This is a genomic window from Microbacterium sp. R86528 (assembly GCF_044596335.1).
Lineage (GTDB): Bacteria > Actinomycetota > Actinomycetes > Actinomycetales > Microbacteriaceae > Microbacterium > Microbacterium marmarense.
This window is the reverse complement of sequence record NZ_CP138996.1, coordinates 2,379,156-2,395,094: the sequence shown is the minus strand read 5'-3', so window position 1 is coordinate 2,395,094 and position 15,939 is coordinate 2,379,156. Positions and strand designations below refer to the sequence as shown.

Genomic DNA, 15,939 nt, shown 5'->3' with positions numbered 1-15,939 from the left:
CGGGGCTTGTCGGTTGTCACCAGTCGCCGTGCGAGCCGTCGTCATGAACGAAGACCGGTGTTCGCCAGTTGCCGTCATACGATCGTTCGACGAAAAGGTCCTCATCGGGCTGAATGCCCAGTCCCGGCCCCGAGGGCACGTCGATGAAGCCATCCGCGATCGTGAAGGGGCTCGTGAGCAGCCCGACGCCGAGATCGCTGCCGTCGTCCATCGATGGATGCTCCTGAATGGCGAAATTCGGCGTGCACGCGTCCAGTTGCACACACGCCGCCAGTGAAATCGGCCCCAGCGGGTTGTGCGGTGCGATGCTCATGTACTGGGCCTCGGCCATGGCCGCGATCTTCTTTGATTCGAGGATGCCACCGGCATGACACAGGTCTGGCTGCACGACCGAGACTGCGCGACGGTCGATGAGCTCGCGGAACTCCCACTTCGTGAATCGCCGCTCGCCCGATGCGATGGGCACCGTGGTGGACTCGGCGATGTCGCAGAGGGCGTCGATGTTCTCGGGAAGGCACGGCTCCTCCACCCACAACGGGTGATATGGCTCGAACTTCGCGATGATCTGCTTGGCCGCCGCAGGCGTGGTGCGCCCGTGCATATCGATCGCGATATCGAACTCCGGCCCCACCGCTTCACGGACGGCGGCCAATCGACGAGCCTGTCGATCGACATAGTCGAGAGACTCCAACGCCCGAGCCGGACCGTCGATGCCGATCTTGATCGCCGTCAGCCCCTGTTCCTTCGCGCGAAGGGCCGCGGCGACGAAGTCGGCATCTGTTTCGCCGCGACCGTGGCCGTACATCCGGATGCGATCGCGCACCCGACCACCGAGCATCTCGTAGACCGGCGCACCGTAAAACTTGCCCTTGATGTCCCAGAGAGCATGCTCGAGTCCGCTGATGGCGCTGACGCCCACCGCTCCCCCACGATAGAAGCCGCCACGGTACATGACCTGCCAATGGTGCTCGATACGACGCGGATCTTTGCCGACCAGATACTCCGCAAAGTGTCGAACCGCCGCCTCGACGACCAGGGACTGTCCCTCGACGACCGGCTCGCCGTAGCCGGTGATGCCCCGGTCGGTGTCGATGGCGACGAATGTCCAGCGAGGCTGGACATGAAATATTCGGACTGCGGTGATCTTCACTGCTCTACTCCTTCGATGAGACGGATCGCGTGGACAGTGCTCGCACGTGAGCGGCGGTGATCGTTCGTGTAGCCGCACTCAGCGACACCGCCGATACACCGGCGGCGAGAAAGTCTTCGGCGTTCTCTTCGTTGACCCCACCTGTCGCCACCAGCTTGAGGTCGGGGAACGGGCCGAGCAGCGCGCGAACCATCGCAGGCCCGAGCACGCTCGCCGGAAAGAGCTTGAGCCACCGGAAGCCCATCCGCTGCGCAGCGGTGATGTCCGACGGAGTCATCACGCCCGCAAGGTGCGGCATGCCGGCGCTCAGGCTCGCCGCGGCCACGTCTGGGTCCCATCCTGGCGCGACGGTGAACGCTGCTCCCGCCTCGCGCGCTCGTGCGACGGTGTCGACGCTCTTGACGCTTCCCGCTCCGACGACGCGGCCGCGGCTGCGCCCCTCGGCGGCGGTGCGGGCGAGTATCGCATCGGCTGTCGGATCGGACAGAGGCACCTCTACGAGCGCGAATCCGGTATCCCACGCGCGTCGAGACAGCGACAGCGTCGTCGCCTCGTCGTAGCCGCGCAGGATCGACATCACTCGGGAGTGGGCGAACCATTCATCGAATAGGAGATCCGATTCGTCGACGTTCAGCATGCTCATTTCACCGCTCCCGCCGTCATGCCGCTGACAATGCGCTTCTGCAGGCCACAGAGCCTCGCGGGTATGGCGTCGAGCCGCTTGCAATGCTTCATGATTCTCCTCTGGGAGCGCGTAGGCGCTCCCGTCGTTGCGAAACGGATTGGCAGTCCTTGCACTAGGTGCTCGATGCCGCGCTCCGGCGTCATCCCCGCGTCGCGCCGCCCCACCGGGATCCCACAACACCTCGAGCCGGTGCCAGTGCGACAAACAGCCCCCCGTCACCCGCCCCTGCCGGGTTGATTCCGTCGGCAGCTGTGGTGATGAGCATGGTGTCACACTGTTCGCCGATGAACGCGGCAGAAGTGACCTGTTCGGCGTCCACTGGCATGCGGCCTATGAGTTGTCCGGCCGGAGTGTAGCGACGCACCTCAGAGCCACCCCAGACCGCAACCCACAGGCATCCCTCGGCGTCAACCGTCAAGCCGTCTGGATACCCTCCATCGACGTCGAACGAGTGCAGCAGCGTGAGCGCGGGGTGCGAGTAGTCGTACGTGCTGACTGTATGGCGCAGCGTATCGACATGGTAGAGCCGCTTGCCGGCCGCATCGAAGCCCAATCCGTTCGACAATGTCAGTCCGCGCAGCAGGACCTCGACTTGGCCCGAAGCGTCCACCCGGATCAGGGTCTCTTCACCGCTCACCGCGCCGCCGTGCAGAGTCCCCACCAGCAGTCGCCCCTGCGGATCGCATATACCGTCGTTGAAGCGTCTTTCGGGGTCGTCGATGAGCCCTGGCCCCAAGCGCAGGTCGCCCTCGACGGAGCGAGTGACCAATCGGTCGCTTTCTACGATCAGCAGCCCGCCATCCTCAGCGGGAAGCACGCACGTCACGGGGCGGTCCGATGCATAGAGCACGTCGCGTTGCGACCAGTCGGGGCCTGCCAGGCGGTACACACTCCGGCCGAGGATGTCGACGTAATATGCGCAGTTCTCGCGCTCGTCCCAGACCGGGCCTTCGCCGAGCCTGTCCACGCTGGCGCCGATTCGGGATGCCCGAGGAAACGTCACCACCTCAGGCAAAGCGTGCTCCGAGGCCACCGTCGACCTCCCACGTCGCTGCGGTCACGAAGCTCGCCCGGTCGGACGCGATGAAAGAGACGACGGGCGCGATGTCTTCGGGTGTCGCGACTCGGCGAAGCGCGTGTGCGTCGACGATTGCGCCCACGGCTTCTGCGCCGATCACCGCGAAGTGCTCCTCGATACGCTCACTGCGGGTCCAGCCGGGGCACACCATGTTCACACGCACCCCGTGCGGACCGTAGTCCAATGCGAGGCTGCGTGTGAGACCACCAAGGCCCGCCTTTCCTGCAGCGTAGGGAAATGCGCCTTCTGCGGTCATGCGAGCGTGGAGTGACCCAATGTTCACGATGTTTCCGCCACCCGACTTCAGCATCGATGGCAGTACCGCGCGCGACATCAGCCACGCCGAGGTGAGGTTCAGACGCATGATGGCGTCCCATCTCAGCAGCGACATCGCGATCGCATCCTCGTCGGCGTCACCGCTGGCGTTGTTGACGAGAATGTCGACACGATCGGCGACACGCAGAACCTCAGCAACCCCTTCCGCGACCGATTGCTCGTCGGTGACGTCCACGTGCAGATAGTGGCACTCGTCGCCGAGCCGCGAGGCCGTGACGCTGCCCAGATCGTCGGCGACGTCGAAGATCCACACCTTCGCCCCGTCTGCCACTCCTTGTGCGGCAATCGCGGCACCGATCCCCTGCGCACCGCCAGTGATGATGGCAACTTTGCCTTCCCACAGGCGACCCGACGCCCCTGCACCAATCGGTTCTACACCGCTCACCATTGCTCTCCTCCGCTCACACCGACACTGCCGTATCTCATGATTGCCCCGCGAGTGCAGCTCGTCCCGCGAAGGGAAGCGTGCCATCGCTCTCCAGCTCGAGGAGCCTGTTCCACTTGGCGGTTCGCTCGCTGCGCATCGTGGATCCCACCTTGATCTGACGTGCACCCCACCCGACCGCGAGGTCCGCGAGCCAACTGTCTTCCGTATCGCCGGATCGCGCGCTGACGACCGTTTCGAAGCCGCCGCCTATGGCTTCGTGCACGACTCGTTCTGCACGCGTGACAGTGCCCGCTTGATTCACTTTCACAAGGACGGCGTTGGCTGATGATTCGCGCAGGCCGCGCTGAACGCGGACGAGGTTGGTTGCGAAGTGATCGTCTCCGAGCATCTGCACGCCTGGGAACCTGGCGGTCGCGGTGCGAGAGCCATCCCAATCGTCTTCGCCGACGACGTCTTCCACAGACACCACGGGGTAGCGGTCGATCCACAGCGCAACCAGATCGAGCCACTCGCCGACGCTCAACCGCTCGCCCTGACCCGCCAGCACGATGTCGTCACCATCCACGAGCTGCGTGGCAGCAATGTCGAGCGCAATCGCCATCTCACCTGTCGCGAACCCGGCGGCCTCAATACCCTCGGCGAGCAACGCCAGCACTGCTTCGTTGCTGTCGAGACGCGCCGCGAGCCCTCCTTCGTCTGCGACGAGAGCAGACCATCCGCCGCGCGCATCGAGCAACTTCGCGCACGAGGCGCGCACTCGTGCCACCTGTTCAATGGCTTCGGTGAACGAAGCTGCTCCGAGGGGAACAGCGAGAAAGTCCTGGATGTCGACCGCGCGCCCTGCATGCGCGCCGCCCGAAAGGATGTTCACCATGGGCATGGGGATGCTGGCCGGCCGCGGACCTCGCAGGGTGGACCACAACGGTTCGTTCTCCGCCTGCGCGTGCGCGACCGTGACAGCCAGCGAAACGGCGAGCGCCGCGTTCGCTCCCAGGCGACCCAAGTTGTCGGTGCCGTCGTGCGCTTCGATCTCGGTGTCGATCGCTACTCGGTTGCTGGCCTGGCGACCGCGAAGGATGGGAGCGTACTCTTCATTCACCGCACGGACCGCGCCTTGCACCCCCCAGCCCGCGTAGCGCTCGCCGCCGTCACGCTGCTCAAGAGCCTCATGTCGACCGGTCGACGCCCCCGAAGGCGCGATCGCGCGGCCTTCGGCGCCGCCAGCGAGAGTCACTCGGCACGCCACGGTCGGTCGTCCGCGAGAGTCGAGTGCTTCCCACGCATGAACGTGAGTGATGGTGTCGTGGGTCATGAGAGTGCCTCCTCGAGACGATTCCACACCTGGTCGATGGTGTCGACCGGGTGTGTGAGCAGAAGTGTTCCAAGCCTGTGAGTGCGTCGGCGCTGCGCAGCATCCAAATACTCAGCCGGCGACTTTCCGTCCACCCGGGCCAGCAGAAGGCAGCCGATCTGCTGGGAGAGGTGCGTGACGTCGATGCCGAACGAATCCGCGTCGTAGGCGTCGAAGAACGCTGCCGCGGCCAGCACATATCGGTCCTGCCACTGCGGCGCGTGAATGGCTTTCATTGTGAGGTGGCTCGCGAGGAAGGCGGGGTCGAATGTCGGATCGCCCAGATGGGCGACTTCGAAGTCGATCACCCAACTGCCCTCTGGCCCCACGAGAAAGTTCTTGGGCGAGAAGTCGCCGTGCACGAGGCACTCCCGAGTAGCACTCATGCGCTCGGCCACGGCCAGGATGTCCGACGCGAATTCTGGATTCCGCTGCGCCGCAGTGCGGTGGTACGGCTCCACCCGTAAGACGTCGAAGGTCTCGGTGTCACCGATGAGTTCGTCGCTGAGCCCCCGCCCGCCCGTGGTCTCGATCTGCATGTGTCGCAGTGAATGCCCCAAGCGCTCGGCAACATCGCGGTCGACGTCGCCGACAAGCAGCCGCTCTTTCCAGTCGGTCCAGTCGTGCGGGGCGCGCACGATCGTCAGAGTGAGAGCGTCGGGATCGACATCGATGACTTCGGGAGCAGCCGCGGCGTCGATGTTCGCGAGCACGCGCAGACCTTCAGCCTCACGCAGTACCCGCTCGCGGGGGGCGTACCAGTCCTCGGCCACCTGCAGCTTTCCCCGCGCCTGCTTCAGAACAAGCTGCTGAGAACCATCGTCGATGGCGAGCACGACGTTGCTCACGCCCCCGCCGAGCATGCGCGCTGATGCCGTGTCGGTTGAAATGACACCGCGACGCGCCAGGTAGGGCAGCACGGTGGTTTCATCCAGCAGCGGTTCTTGGTCACGCGGGCTGTCGACGTTCAATAGGTGGCCCGCCCGCCGCTCAAGTCGAAGGTGAAGCCGGTCGTGAAACTCGCCGCGGGGGATGCGATGAATGCGAGCATCTCGGCGACCTCGGTCAGTGTGCCCGTACGCCCCATCGGAATCTTCTGGAGCATGTAGTCGACAACTTCTTGCGGCTGACTGTCGAGGAACGGCGTACGGATGACCGCCGGGGCCACGGCATTGACGGTGATGCCGTCTTGGCTGTATTCCTTGCCCTGCGACTTCACGAGTCCGATGAGCCCTGCTTTGCTCGCTGAGTAGCCGATCATGTTCGGGTTGCCCTCTTTGCCCGCGATCGACGCGACGTGCACGATGCGTCCATAGCCACGCTCGAGAAAGTGGGGTATCGCCACGCGCGCAATGGTGAGGCCGGGGGTCAGGTTGATGGCCAAGGTGCGCTCGAACTCGTCGATCTCGACGTCGTGGCTTCGGCGGCCGAGGGGGCCCTGGATCCCCGCAGAGTTGATGACCGCGTGCACTGTTTGATTGCGCCCCACCGCTGCGGCGAATACCCCGCGCAGCGCTGGCTCATCGGTGACATCGGCGTGCGCCGAGTGCGCATCCCCGCCGGCGGTGCGAATCTCACCCGCGACGTCTTCGGCAGCAGCGACGTCACGATCGACGACCGTCACCTGTACGCCACGGGCGGCGAGCAATCGCGCGGTAGCTGCACCGATACCCGCGCCGCCGCCGATGACGATTGCCGCGTACCGGTCGGGGAACTGTGCGTGCGTCGCTGCGGTCATGCGCCGGCTCCCGCGCGAACGAAATCGACGAACTCGTGCCGCTGGGTACCGAGACCACTGATCGATACCTCGACGACGTCGCCAGCCGACAAGAATTTGCCGGGGCTGAAACCCGACCCCACACCCTGGGGCGTGCCGGTGTTGATGACATCTCCAGGAAGAAGAGTCATGAACTGGCTGATGTACCAGACGAGGTGGTCGACGTCGAAGATCATGTCTGCTGTCGACGACTCCTGGCGAACGTCGCCATTTACCGTCAACCGCAGATCGAGCGCTTGCGGGTTGCCGATCTCATCGGCCGTAGCAATCCACGGACCAAAAGGATTGAAGGTGTCGCAGTTCTTGCCTTTATCCCACTGACCACCCCGCTCAAGCTGAAAGTGGCGTTCAGAGACGTCATCAGAGATGGCGTAACCGAGAACGTGGTCGCGGGACTCTTTGGGTGATGCCAAATACTCGGCGCGCCGTCCGATCACAATGGCGAGTTCGACCTCGTAGTCGGTCTTCTCGCTTCCGGGAGGGACGATCACGACGTCATTCGGTCCTTGCACCGTGTACGGACCCTTCATGAACAGGATGGGCTCCGCGGGGATCTCCATCCCCGCTTCGGCCGCGTGCTGCCGGTAGTTGAGTCCGACGCACACCACCTTGCCCGGCCGCGCGAGCGGTGAGCCGATCCGCACGGTCGCGAGATCGATGTTCGCATCTGTGGCCGCCACCGCATCGCGGATGCGGTTCATGCCCTCGATCGTCGTCGGGTCAGCACCGGCCGCGATCGCGGGGCGCACATCGATGGCGCGAGCACCGTCGAAACTTACGACCTCGATTTCGTGGCCGGGGTCACCTACGCGAAGGAACTTCATCGTTGTCGTCTCCTAGATCGTTGCGGACGTCGCACCCGCTTACGGGAGAAGTTATCAGATAGGTACGAGGCCTAGCAACGCGCGCTGCGCATGAAACAAGACTATTTGACCAAAACCTATCTGATATGTTTTGGTCAAATGAGGAGGCTGAGATGAGAATCGCCCGGATTGAGACATTCATGGTCCCGCCGCGCTGGTTGTTCGTACGGATCGAGACCGATGATGGTCTCGTCGGATGGGGCGAGCCCGTGGTCGAAGGTCGCGCTCATACGGTGAGAGGAGCCGTCGAAGAGCTATCCGCGAACATCATCGGACGCGACCCCAGCCGGATTGAAGACATCTGGCAAGAGCTCACTCGCTCAGGCTTCTACCGGGGCGGTCCCGTCTTCTCGAGCGCGATCGCCGGCATCGATCAGGCGCTGTGGGACATCGCGGGCAAGCGCCTCGGCGTGCCCGTGCACGAGCTGCTCGGCGGCGCCGTGCGAGATCGTGCGCGCGTGTACGGCTGGATCGCCGGAGATCGCCCGGCAGACATTGCCGCAGAAGCGCAGCTGCGGCTGGAGCAAGGGTTTGACTGCGTGAAGATGAATGGCTCCGCCGAGCTCACCGCGATTCCCTCACCGCGCGAAATCCGCTCAGTGATCGAGCGGGCGGAGGCAGTGCGCGCCGCGATGGGTGATGCGGACTTCGCCCTCGACTTTCACGGGCGCTTCTCGCCCGCGATGGCTCGACGCGTACTGCCGTTCTTAGAGCCGCTGTACCCCTTTTTCGTCGAAGAGCCCGTGGTCCCCGAACTGGCCTCGGAGCACCTGCCGCGCATCACGGCGGGCACCACGGTGCCCATCGCCACAGGTGAACGCGCGTACTCACGTTGGGACTTCGTTCCGTTGCTCAGCGCGGGCATTGCGGTCGCGCAACCCGATGTGTCACATTGCGGGGGCATCTCTGAGATGCGACGCATCGCCGCTCAGGCCGAGATCCATGGCGTCGCGATTGCGCCCCACTGTCCTCTCGGGCCAATTGCGCTGGCCTCCTGCCTGCAGGTCGATTTCGCCGCCCCGAACTTTCTCATTCAAGAACAGAGTCGCGGCATCCATTACAACGCTGACTGGGATGTGCTCGACTACGTCCTCGATGCCTCAGTGTTCGACATCGTCGACGGCTCGATTGAGCGGCTCGTGCGTCCCGGACTTGGGCTCGACATCGACGATGCGGCCGTGCGCGCGGCTGACAAACGGGGGCATGACTGGCACGCCCCGGTGTGGCGGCACCGCGACGGCAGCCTCGCTGAATGGTGATACGTCGCCCGATACACGAATCCGCTCTCTGCTGAACGCAGCGCACCAAGTCAGATAGGCTCCGCGATATGTCGACGCCCACGTCCGCTGCAGCAGAACAGGTACGCCCCGCGCCGGGCGACGACTCGTCTCGCTCGGGTTCGGGCTCCAGGCCGGGTGAGACAGCGCTCGCGTACGTGTTGCGCGAGCTCGAAGAACTCATCATCGGCGAGACCGAAGCCGGCGATCAGCTTCCTGCAGAAGCAACGCTCGCGGAACAGTTGGGCGTGAGTAGGCTGACGATCCGCGAGGGCCTGAAAGTACTCGCAGGCCAGGGTCTCGTCGAGCTCAGCCGTGGTCGGCGACCGACCGTGCGCCATCCCGACAGCACAGTGATGTCGCGGTTCTTGAGCGTCGCGATCCGGCGGGATTCTCGCGCGGTGCTCGAGCTGCTCAGTATCCGCCGCTCGCTCGAGGTGCTGTCTGCCGGTGAAGCTGCGAAGCGCGCCAACCGCGCGGCTCTCAGCGGGATGAGCAATGCTCTCGATGAGATGCAGCGCGCCGCCGAGGCGCTCGATGGATCGGCTGAGAGCATCGCGCGTTACAACTCTGCCGACGTTTCATTTCACGAGTCGCTCGCACTTGCGAGCGGCAACCAGATGCTGGCGCTGTTGCTCGAGAGTCTCGCAGAGTCGCTCCACCACAGTTTCAGCCAGAGCTTTGCCGGCTTCATGGCCACCGGCGGTGACATCGACGATGCTGTCGATGAGCATCGCCAGATCTACGCCCTCGTTGCCGCCGGCGACGCCGCCGGCGCTGAGCGCGCGATGCGCCGTCATCTGGAACGCACGGCGCGCGATCTGCAATCAGTGTTGCGTGGCACCGAGAGCTGAAGAGAGCGCACGTGTGAAGATCGCATTCCCACCCCAACCGCGCGCTGCGCATCCGCATGGAATGCCGCATCACGCGGTGTTGTTCACCCGGAGGACGGCGCACTCGTGTCAGCATCCGGTACCGAAAAACGAATGAGGATTCCCATGACCATTGCCATCACGACCGCGAACGGCCAGCTCGGATCCGCCGTGGTCTCGGCCGTCGTAGCACGCGTCGGAACAAGCAACGTGGTCGCGCTGGCGCGCACGCCCGAGAAGGCCCAACACCTCGGAGTCGAGGTGCGCCCAGGCGACTATGACGATCGCGAGCAGCTGACGTCCTCACTGCAAGGCATCGACACCGTCCTGCTGATCTCAGGAATAAGCGCACCGTCCGAACGCATCGAGCAGCACCGAAACGTCATCGAGGCTGCGGTCGCAAGCGGAGTGCGCAAGATCGTGTTCACCGGCATCCAGGGAGCAGAAACCTCGACTGCGTTCTCACCGATCGTGCAGGTGAGCATTGACACCGAAGAGCTGATCAAGTCCAGCGGACTGCAGTGGGCGATCGGCCGAAACGGCATCTACATCGAGCCAGACGTCGAGTACGCCGCAACGTACGCCCAGCACGGCGAGATCGCCAACAGCGCCGCAGACGGGCGGTGCGCCTACACCACGCGCCCAGAACTCGCCGAGGCCTACGCCGCTCTCGTCACCACCGACACGCACAACGGACGCACCGTCAACCTGAGCGGCCCGACGCTCAGCCAGAGTGAACTCGCCAAGTACATCGGGGCACTCGTAGGGGTGACGCTGACATACCGCCCGATGAGCGACGCCGACTACCTCGTCGACAGAACCAGCGAGCTCGGCGACTTCTTCGGCCCCGTCATCGCGGGCATCTACCAGGGCATCCGCGAGGGCGCCAACGACACCACGAGCGATTTCGCCGCCGTGGTCGGTCGCCCCCACACATCATGGGACGAGTACTTCGCGAACGTTGAGATCGCCCCACCCGTCGACTGACCACACCTCTCGCGGTGCGCTTAGCCCGCAGTTCGCACCGCGCGCAGCACGAGCGATGTCAACCCCCTTCGCTGCGGCCATGCTGTTGTCTACTGTGCCGACATGGTGATCGAATTGAACAATCCCGCGCTGCGCCACGCCCGCGCTCTCGTCCGTGACGGCAAGGTGGTGCGCGACGAGCGTGACGACTGGTCGGAGGCAGCGCCCTCTGCAGACGACGAGAACTCCTTCATCGACGAGAACGGCTGGACCGAGTTTTCGCACTGGCATCTCGGGATCGACAAGAGCGAGAACGCCGAGACCAAGCAGGCGTACACCTTCCCGTTCGGCGATTTCGACCGGGTGCACAGATCCGGCGTCATCTCGGCCGAGAGCCGCCGGACAGTATGACCACACAGAGATCCGCGATGCGCTCCGATCACTGCTCGACCTCATCGACGACACCGACTGATCTGACGTAGCAGAGCAGCGCAGATCGCGCGCGTCTCTCCGAGCGCGGTCCGCTGCGCCCCGCGATGCCGCCATCATCGAGCTCACGAGCGGCGGTCATGACCACCCATAGCGATCGGAGTACCTTGCACCAGCATGGGACAGACTCGGGCACTTTCGCTGTCGAGCTCATCCTCGGCGCACCGTTCCTGCTCGCCATCGCGGTGTACGTCGTCGCCGTTCTCGGCGATCGCCGCCGCGGGCGGAGGTGGCCGTGGCACCGCATCGCTTTCTGGATCACGGGTGTGACGGTTGCCGCGACGGGATTCGTCGGCCCGCTCGCTTCAGCTGCGCATGACAGTTTCACCGCCCACATGGGGGCGCACCTGCTCGTGGGAATGGTTGCGCCGCTGCTTCTCGTAAGGGCTGCCCCGGTGACACTGGCGTTGCGCACGATGAACGTCGTGCCGGCGCGGCGGTTGAGCCGGCTGCTGCGCAGCCCTCCCGCCCGTGTTCTGACCGACCCGGCAGTTGCTGCGTTGCTGAACGTCGGGGCCCTGTGGGTGCTCTACCTCACTCCGATGTACGAACTCATGCAGCAAGTCATGCTGGTGCACTGGATGGTGATGCTGCACTTTCTGTTCGCCGGGTACCTCTACACGGGGTCGTTGGTGGGGATCGATCCCTCTCCACACCGCGCGGGATTCGCCCTGCGATCTGTCGTGCTCGTGCTGTCGCTAGCCGCCCATGGAGTACTGGCAAAACTGCTCTACGCCTATCCGCCGCCAGGCGTGCCCACCGCCGAAGCACACAGCGGCGCGCAGGTGATGTTCTACGGCGGTGATGTCGTTGATTTCGTGCTGATCGTGCTGCTGTGCGCGCAGTGGTACCGCGTCACCGGCCGAAGGCTTCACACAACACCGGCGACGGCAGCGACGTTGCCAGATTCAGCATCCACCCGATCGCGATCGGGAACAGCGAAGGGAAACTGATCAATGGCCAGCACCCCGACCCGTATGGCGCGTTCTCCGTTGCGCAACCAGTCTTACTGGGCGGCGTTCCTACTCGGGATCGCCGCGATGGCGGCGATTGACGAGATCGTCTTTCATCAGATCCTCGCCTGGCACCACTTCTACGACAACGCCACGGCAGACATCGCACTGCTCTCCGATGGCTTGCTGCATGCCGCCGAGCTGTTCATCTTCGTGTTCGGGTTCTTTCTCATGCTCGACGCCCGCCGACGTCTCACATTCTGGCCCGCGGCCGGATGGGCCGGGTTTCTGGTCGGCCTCGGACTGTTCCAACTGTGGGACGGCGTCATCGATCACAAGGTCTTGCGCCTTCACCAGATCCGGTATGAGGTCGACCTGCTGCCGTACGACGTTGCGTGGAACGTCGCGGGCAGCCTATTGCTGCTTGCCGGCATCGCCTGGACGATCGTGCTCGCTCGCCGAGAAGAGCCGAATGCGCGCGATGACCGGCTCGAGCAAGATTCTGCCCGTCACGACCAACCTCAGTAGCCTTACCCACGGCGAAGCCCTCGGGCACGCGAGAGGCGCAACCCGAGGGCTTCAACGTGCGACCTAGCCTTTTACCGAACCAGACATCAGGCCACCGACGAAGTACTTTCCGAGCAAGATGTAGACGATCAGCGGGGGCAGTGACGCGAGAAGTGCTCCCGCCATCGAGATGCCGTAGTCCTGCAACAGCGCACCGTTGGCAAGGTTGTTGAGCGCGAGCGTTACCGGGCCGTTCTGGCTCGAAGAGAAGAACACGGCGAACAGGAAGTCGTTCCACGCGTTTGTGAACTGCCAGATCAACACCACGACGAAACTGGGCAGCGAGATCGGCAAGATGATCGACCAGTAGGTGCGCAGCATCCCGGCGCCATCTACTCGTCCCGCCTCGATCAGCTCATGCGGCACAGTCATGTAGTAGTTGCGAAAGATCAGCGTCGTGATCGGAATGCCGTAGATCACGTGCAGCAGAATCAGGGAGGGCACTCCACTGGGAATGCCTGCCCCGAGCATGATCTCCAACAGCGGGATCATGACCGCCTGATACGGGATGAACATCCCGAACAGAATCAGGGTGAATACGACGTTTGCGCCGGGAAAGCGCCACAGCGACAGTACAAAGCCATTCAGCGATCCGAGGAACGCCGAAATGATCGCCGAGGGAATCACGATCATGAACGAGCGTCCAATCGAGGGCGCTAGCGCATTCCACGCGCCGATCCAATTGTCGAGAACCCAGATCTCTGGCAGGTTCCATGCCCGCACGGGGGATGCATCTCCGGCGCCTTTGAAGCTGGTTACGAAAAGCACGTAGACCGGTGTGAGCACCACCATGACAAAGAAGATCATCAGGGCGAATCGCAGGGTGCGCGAGACGCTGAAGCGGCTCTTCGTCTTTCTCCGCGGGGCATCGATGGCGGGTTCGTTCGCACTCGACGGCAACGCCGGAGCAGAAACCGAGGAAGTCATCGCTTCTCCTGACGGTTGGTCCAAAAGAGGTACGGCACCACGATCACCGCGACGATGACGAGCAGAATCGTGCCGACGGCGGCAGCATTCGCGTAGTCAAAGCTCGACTTGAAGACGTACATGTCGACGGCGGGCACCTTGGTCTGGTAGTTCGCGGGCTTCGAAATCGACATGATGAGGTCGAACGATTTCAGCGACATATGCCCGATGATGATGAGGGCCGACAGCGCAACAGGCGAAAGTTGCGGAAACAGCACCAGACGATAGAGCTGCCATTCAGACGCGCCGTCCATCCTGGCCGCCTCGCGCAGCTCCTCGGGGATTCCACGAAAGCCAGCGAGAAACAGCGCCATGACGTAGCCCGAGAGCTGCCAGATCGCTGGAAGGGCGATCGCTGTGATGCCGAAGGTGACGTCGTTCCACCACGGGTTCTGCAGAAAGTCGAGCCCGGCCATCTGGAACAGACGATTGAGACCGCTCGCGTTCTCGCCTTCGTTCGAGTTCAGCAGCCAACGCCATACGACACCGGATGCTACGAAAGAGACAGCCATCGGAAACAGGTAGATGGAGCGAAAAATGCCTTCCCCGCGGGATGGCTTGTCCATCATCCAGGCCCAGCAGAAGCCGATGACCATCGTTCCGATGAGAAAGACGACGGTGAACAGCAGGAGGTTCATCAGCGAGTGCTGAAAGCTGCTGCTTCCCAGAAGCGCGAAGTAGTTCTCGAACCAGACCACAACGGTCGGCTGCTGGCCGGTTGCCTGTGCAGCGGTGTGATTGTCAGTAATCGAGGTCTGAAAGTTGGCAGCCAGCAGACCGTAGACGAACACTGCCAACAAGATGAGTGAAGGTGCGAGCAACAGCAGGGGTGGACCCGCCGATTTGAGTCGCTTCAGCATAGAAGTACTTTCCGAGTTAGTCAGAGTGAGCTGCCCGGAACTGTGACAGTCCCGGGCAGCTCAGTGGGCTCAGCCGTTGACGGCGGCTGCGAGCTCGGACTGGAATGTTGCGAGGTCAGATGCCCCGGTCGTGAACTTGCTCGTGGCGTCGGAGACCTTGTTGAGCGTCGCGACGGGCGCTGCTGCACCGTGTGCGAGCGATGACACGATGACGTCAGTCTGGAATGCCTCGATGGCCGACTGCTGGTACGGGCTGAAGTCGCTCGTGTCTGCGTCGGTGCGTGCCGGAATCGATCCCTTGGCCTTGTTGAATGCTGCCTGTCCGTCAGCGGAGGACACGGTCTCAAGCCATGCCTTCGCACCGTCTTCGTTCGGCGCTCCGACCGGCAAGGTGAACGAATCCGCGAGGAAGTCGAACACTCCGTCAGTGCCAGGAACCGGGAAGTAGATGTAGTCAGTCGGCGACGCGAGCCCCGCCTCAGCGAACGCGGCTTCTGCCCAGTCGCCCATCACGTTGAACCCGGCCTGACCGTCGATGATCTGCTGGGTGGCGTCGGGCCAGTCCAAGCCGTCGCGGTCGCTGTTGGTGTAGGTCATGAGCGTTTCGAAGTCTTCGAGCGCTGCGGTGACCTCTGGGCCTTCCCAGTCGGTCGAGCCGTCCCACAGACCGTTGTATGCCTCGGCACCCAGCGATGACAGCAGAACCGTCTCGAGGAAGTTCACCTGAGTCCATGTGGTCGCCATCGAAAGGGGCGTCTTGCCCGACTCTTGTACAGCGTCGAGGGCCACGATCCATTCGTCGATGTCGGCGTACTCTGCTTCGGGGTCGAGGCCCGCATCAGCCAGTACGGTCGGGTTTGCCCACACCACGTTCGCGCGGTGAATGTTTGACGGCACCGAGTAGATGTTGCCATCTACGGTGAGGCGGTCAATGAGATCGGCGGGGAATGCGTCGGTAAGACCGAATTCGTCATACAGGTCGGAAACGTCCTGAATCTGGGCAGCATCGATGTAGTCCTGAAGCTCGGCACCGGCGTGAGCCTGGAACGTGTCAGGTGCATCCCCTGCCTGCAGCCGCGACTGAAGCAAGTCTTTGGCAGCTGAGCCCGCTCCACCTGCGACGGCGCCGTTGACGAACTCGAGGTCGGGGTTCTGCTCATTGAAAACGCCCACCAGAGCGTCGAGGCCTGCCTTCTCAGAACCGGCGGCCCACCAGGTGAAGACTTCTACCTCGGGTCCGCTGCTGCCGCCGCCATCGTTGCTCTCGTCGGTCGAAGTGCTCGAGCAGCCTGCAAGCACCAGTGCGGTTGCTGCCGCTCCTGCACCGAGCGCGATCCATTTCTTGCTACGCATTGTCATAT

The 15,939-nt window shown here is 63.6% G+C and carries 18 protein-coding genes; 6 read left to right on the top strand and 12 right to left on the bottom strand.

All coding sequences use genetic code 11. From position 1 onward, the window contains the following. Positions 1 to 16: 16 nt before the first annotated feature. The 8 genes from dgoD (SJY18_RS11080) to SJY18_RS11045 form a co-directional block, all read right to left on the bottom strand. Complete coding sequence (gene dgoD, locus SJY18_RS11080; protein ID WP_396667604.1) at positions 17 to 1,150, bottom strand: galactonate dehydratase; 1,134 nt, start codon at positions 1,148 to 1,150, stop codon at positions 17 to 19. A 4-nt stretch (positions 1,151 to 1,154) separates the two neighbouring features. Then, complete coding sequence (locus SJY18_RS11075; RefSeq protein ID WP_396667603.1) at positions 1,155 to 1,793, bottom strand: bifunctional 4-hydroxy-2-oxoglutarate aldolase/2-dehydro-3-deoxy-phosphogluconate aldolase; 639 nt, start codon at positions 1,791 to 1,793, stop codon at positions 1,155 to 1,157. 181 nt (positions 1,794 to 1,974) lie between these two features. Beyond that, on the bottom strand, positions 1,975 to 2,838 hold the full coding sequence (locus tag SJY18_RS11070; protein WP_396667602.1) for an SMP-30/gluconolactonase/LRE family protein: 864 nt from the start codon (positions 2,836 to 2,838) through the stop codon (positions 1,975 to 1,977). 4 nt (positions 2,839 to 2,842) lie between these two features. After that, positions 2,843 to 3,634 carry an SDR family NAD(P)-dependent oxidoreductase gene (locus tag SJY18_RS11065; RefSeq protein ID WP_396667601.1) on the bottom strand — a complete coding sequence of 264 codons (792 nt, stop codon included), beginning with the start codon at positions 3,632 to 3,634 and terminating at the stop codon, positions 2,843 to 2,845. 37 nt (positions 3,635 to 3,671) lie between these two features. Then, on the bottom strand, positions 3,672 to 4,949 hold the full coding sequence (locus SJY18_RS11060; RefSeq protein WP_396667600.1) for a phosphopyruvate hydratase: 1,278 nt from the start codon (positions 4,947 to 4,949) through the stop codon (positions 3,672 to 3,674). Then, complete coding sequence (locus SJY18_RS11055) at positions 4,946 to 5,959, bottom strand: phosphotransferase family protein (protein WP_396667599.1); 1,014 nt, start codon at positions 5,957 to 5,959, stop codon at positions 4,946 to 4,948. The genes SJY18_RS11060 and SJY18_RS11055 overlap by 4 nt, the downstream gene beginning before the upstream one ends. Then, entirely contained in the window at positions 5,956 to 6,726 is a 771-nt protein-coding gene (locus SJY18_RS11050; RefSeq protein ID WP_396667598.1) for an SDR family NAD(P)-dependent oxidoreductase, read from the bottom strand. The genes SJY18_RS11055 and SJY18_RS11050 overlap by 4 nt, the downstream gene beginning before the upstream one ends. Continuing rightward, positions 6,723 to 7,589, bottom strand: a complete 867-nt coding sequence (locus SJY18_RS11045; RefSeq protein WP_396667597.1) for a fumarylacetoacetate hydrolase family protein — start codon at positions 7,587 to 7,589, stop codon at positions 6,723 to 6,725. Before SJY18_RS11045 ends, SJY18_RS11050 begins: the two co-directional genes overlap by 4 nt. Positions 7,590 to 7,741: 152 nt before the next feature. On the opposite strand from SJY18_RS11045, the gene dgoD (SJY18_RS11040) reads away from it, so the two are divergent. The 4 genes from dgoD (SJY18_RS11040) to SJY18_RS11025 all read left to right on the top strand — a co-directional run bounded on the left by dgoD (SJY18_RS11040) (position 7,742) and on the right by SJY18_RS11025 (position 11,154). Further along, complete coding sequence (gene dgoD, locus SJY18_RS11040; protein ID WP_396667596.1) at positions 7,742 to 8,887, top strand: galactonate dehydratase; 1,146 nt, start codon at positions 7,742 to 7,744, stop codon at positions 8,885 to 8,887. 68 nt (positions 8,888 to 8,955) lie between these two features. After that, positions 8,956 to 9,759 (top strand): FadR/GntR family transcriptional regulator, encoded by an 804-nt coding sequence (locus tag SJY18_RS11035; protein ID WP_396667595.1) that lies wholly within the window; start codon positions 8,956 to 8,958, stop codon positions 9,757 to 9,759. 144 nt (positions 9,760 to 9,903) lie between these two features. Then, on the top strand, positions 9,904 to 10,764 hold the full coding sequence (locus SJY18_RS11030) for an NAD(P)H-binding protein (RefSeq protein ID WP_396667594.1): 861 nt from the start codon (positions 9,904 to 9,906) through the stop codon (positions 10,762 to 10,764). A 102-nt stretch (positions 10,765 to 10,866) separates the two neighbouring features. Next, entirely contained in the window at positions 10,867 to 11,154 is a 288-nt protein-coding gene (locus SJY18_RS11025; RefSeq protein WP_396667593.1) for a hypothetical protein, read from the top strand. A 28-nt stretch (positions 11,155 to 11,182) separates the two neighbouring features. Here SJY18_RS11025 and SJY18_RS11020 read toward each other — a convergent pair whose 3' ends face one another. Continuing rightward, entirely contained in the window at positions 11,183 to 11,314 is a 132-nt protein-coding gene (locus SJY18_RS11020) for a hypothetical protein (RefSeq protein WP_396667592.1), read from the bottom strand. Between SJY18_RS11020 and SJY18_RS11015 the strand changes: the two genes are divergently transcribed. Beyond that, positions 11,313 to 12,185, top strand: a complete 873-nt coding sequence (locus SJY18_RS11015; protein WP_396667591.1) for a cytochrome c oxidase assembly protein — start codon at positions 11,313 to 11,315, stop codon at positions 12,183 to 12,185. The two genes, SJY18_RS11020 and SJY18_RS11015, sit on opposite strands and share 2 nt — an antisense overlap. Positions 12,186 to 12,188: 3 nt before the next feature. Further along, entirely contained in the window at positions 12,189 to 12,713 is a 525-nt protein-coding gene (locus SJY18_RS11010) for a DUF2243 domain-containing protein (protein WP_396667590.1), read from the top strand. Positions 12,714 to 12,776: 63 nt separating this feature from the next. Here SJY18_RS11010 and SJY18_RS11005 read toward each other — a convergent pair whose 3' ends face one another. From SJY18_RS11005 to SJY18_RS10995, 3 genes are all read right to left on the bottom strand, one after another. After that, positions 12,777 to 13,679 (bottom strand): carbohydrate ABC transporter permease, encoded by a 903-nt coding sequence (locus tag SJY18_RS11005; RefSeq protein ID WP_396667589.1) that lies wholly within the window; start codon positions 13,677 to 13,679, stop codon positions 12,777 to 12,779. After that, on the bottom strand, positions 13,676 to 14,578 hold the full coding sequence (locus SJY18_RS11000) for a carbohydrate ABC transporter permease (protein ID WP_396667588.1): 903 nt from the start codon (positions 14,576 to 14,578) through the stop codon (positions 13,676 to 13,678). Before SJY18_RS11000 ends, SJY18_RS11005 begins: the two co-directional genes overlap by 4 nt. A 69-nt stretch (positions 14,579 to 14,647) precedes the next feature. Continuing rightward, on the bottom strand, positions 14,648 to 15,931 hold the full coding sequence (locus SJY18_RS10995) for an ABC transporter substrate-binding protein (protein ID WP_337337642.1): 1,284 nt from the start codon (positions 15,929 to 15,931) through the stop codon (positions 14,648 to 14,650). Positions 15,932 to 15,939: the final 8 nt, after the last annotated feature.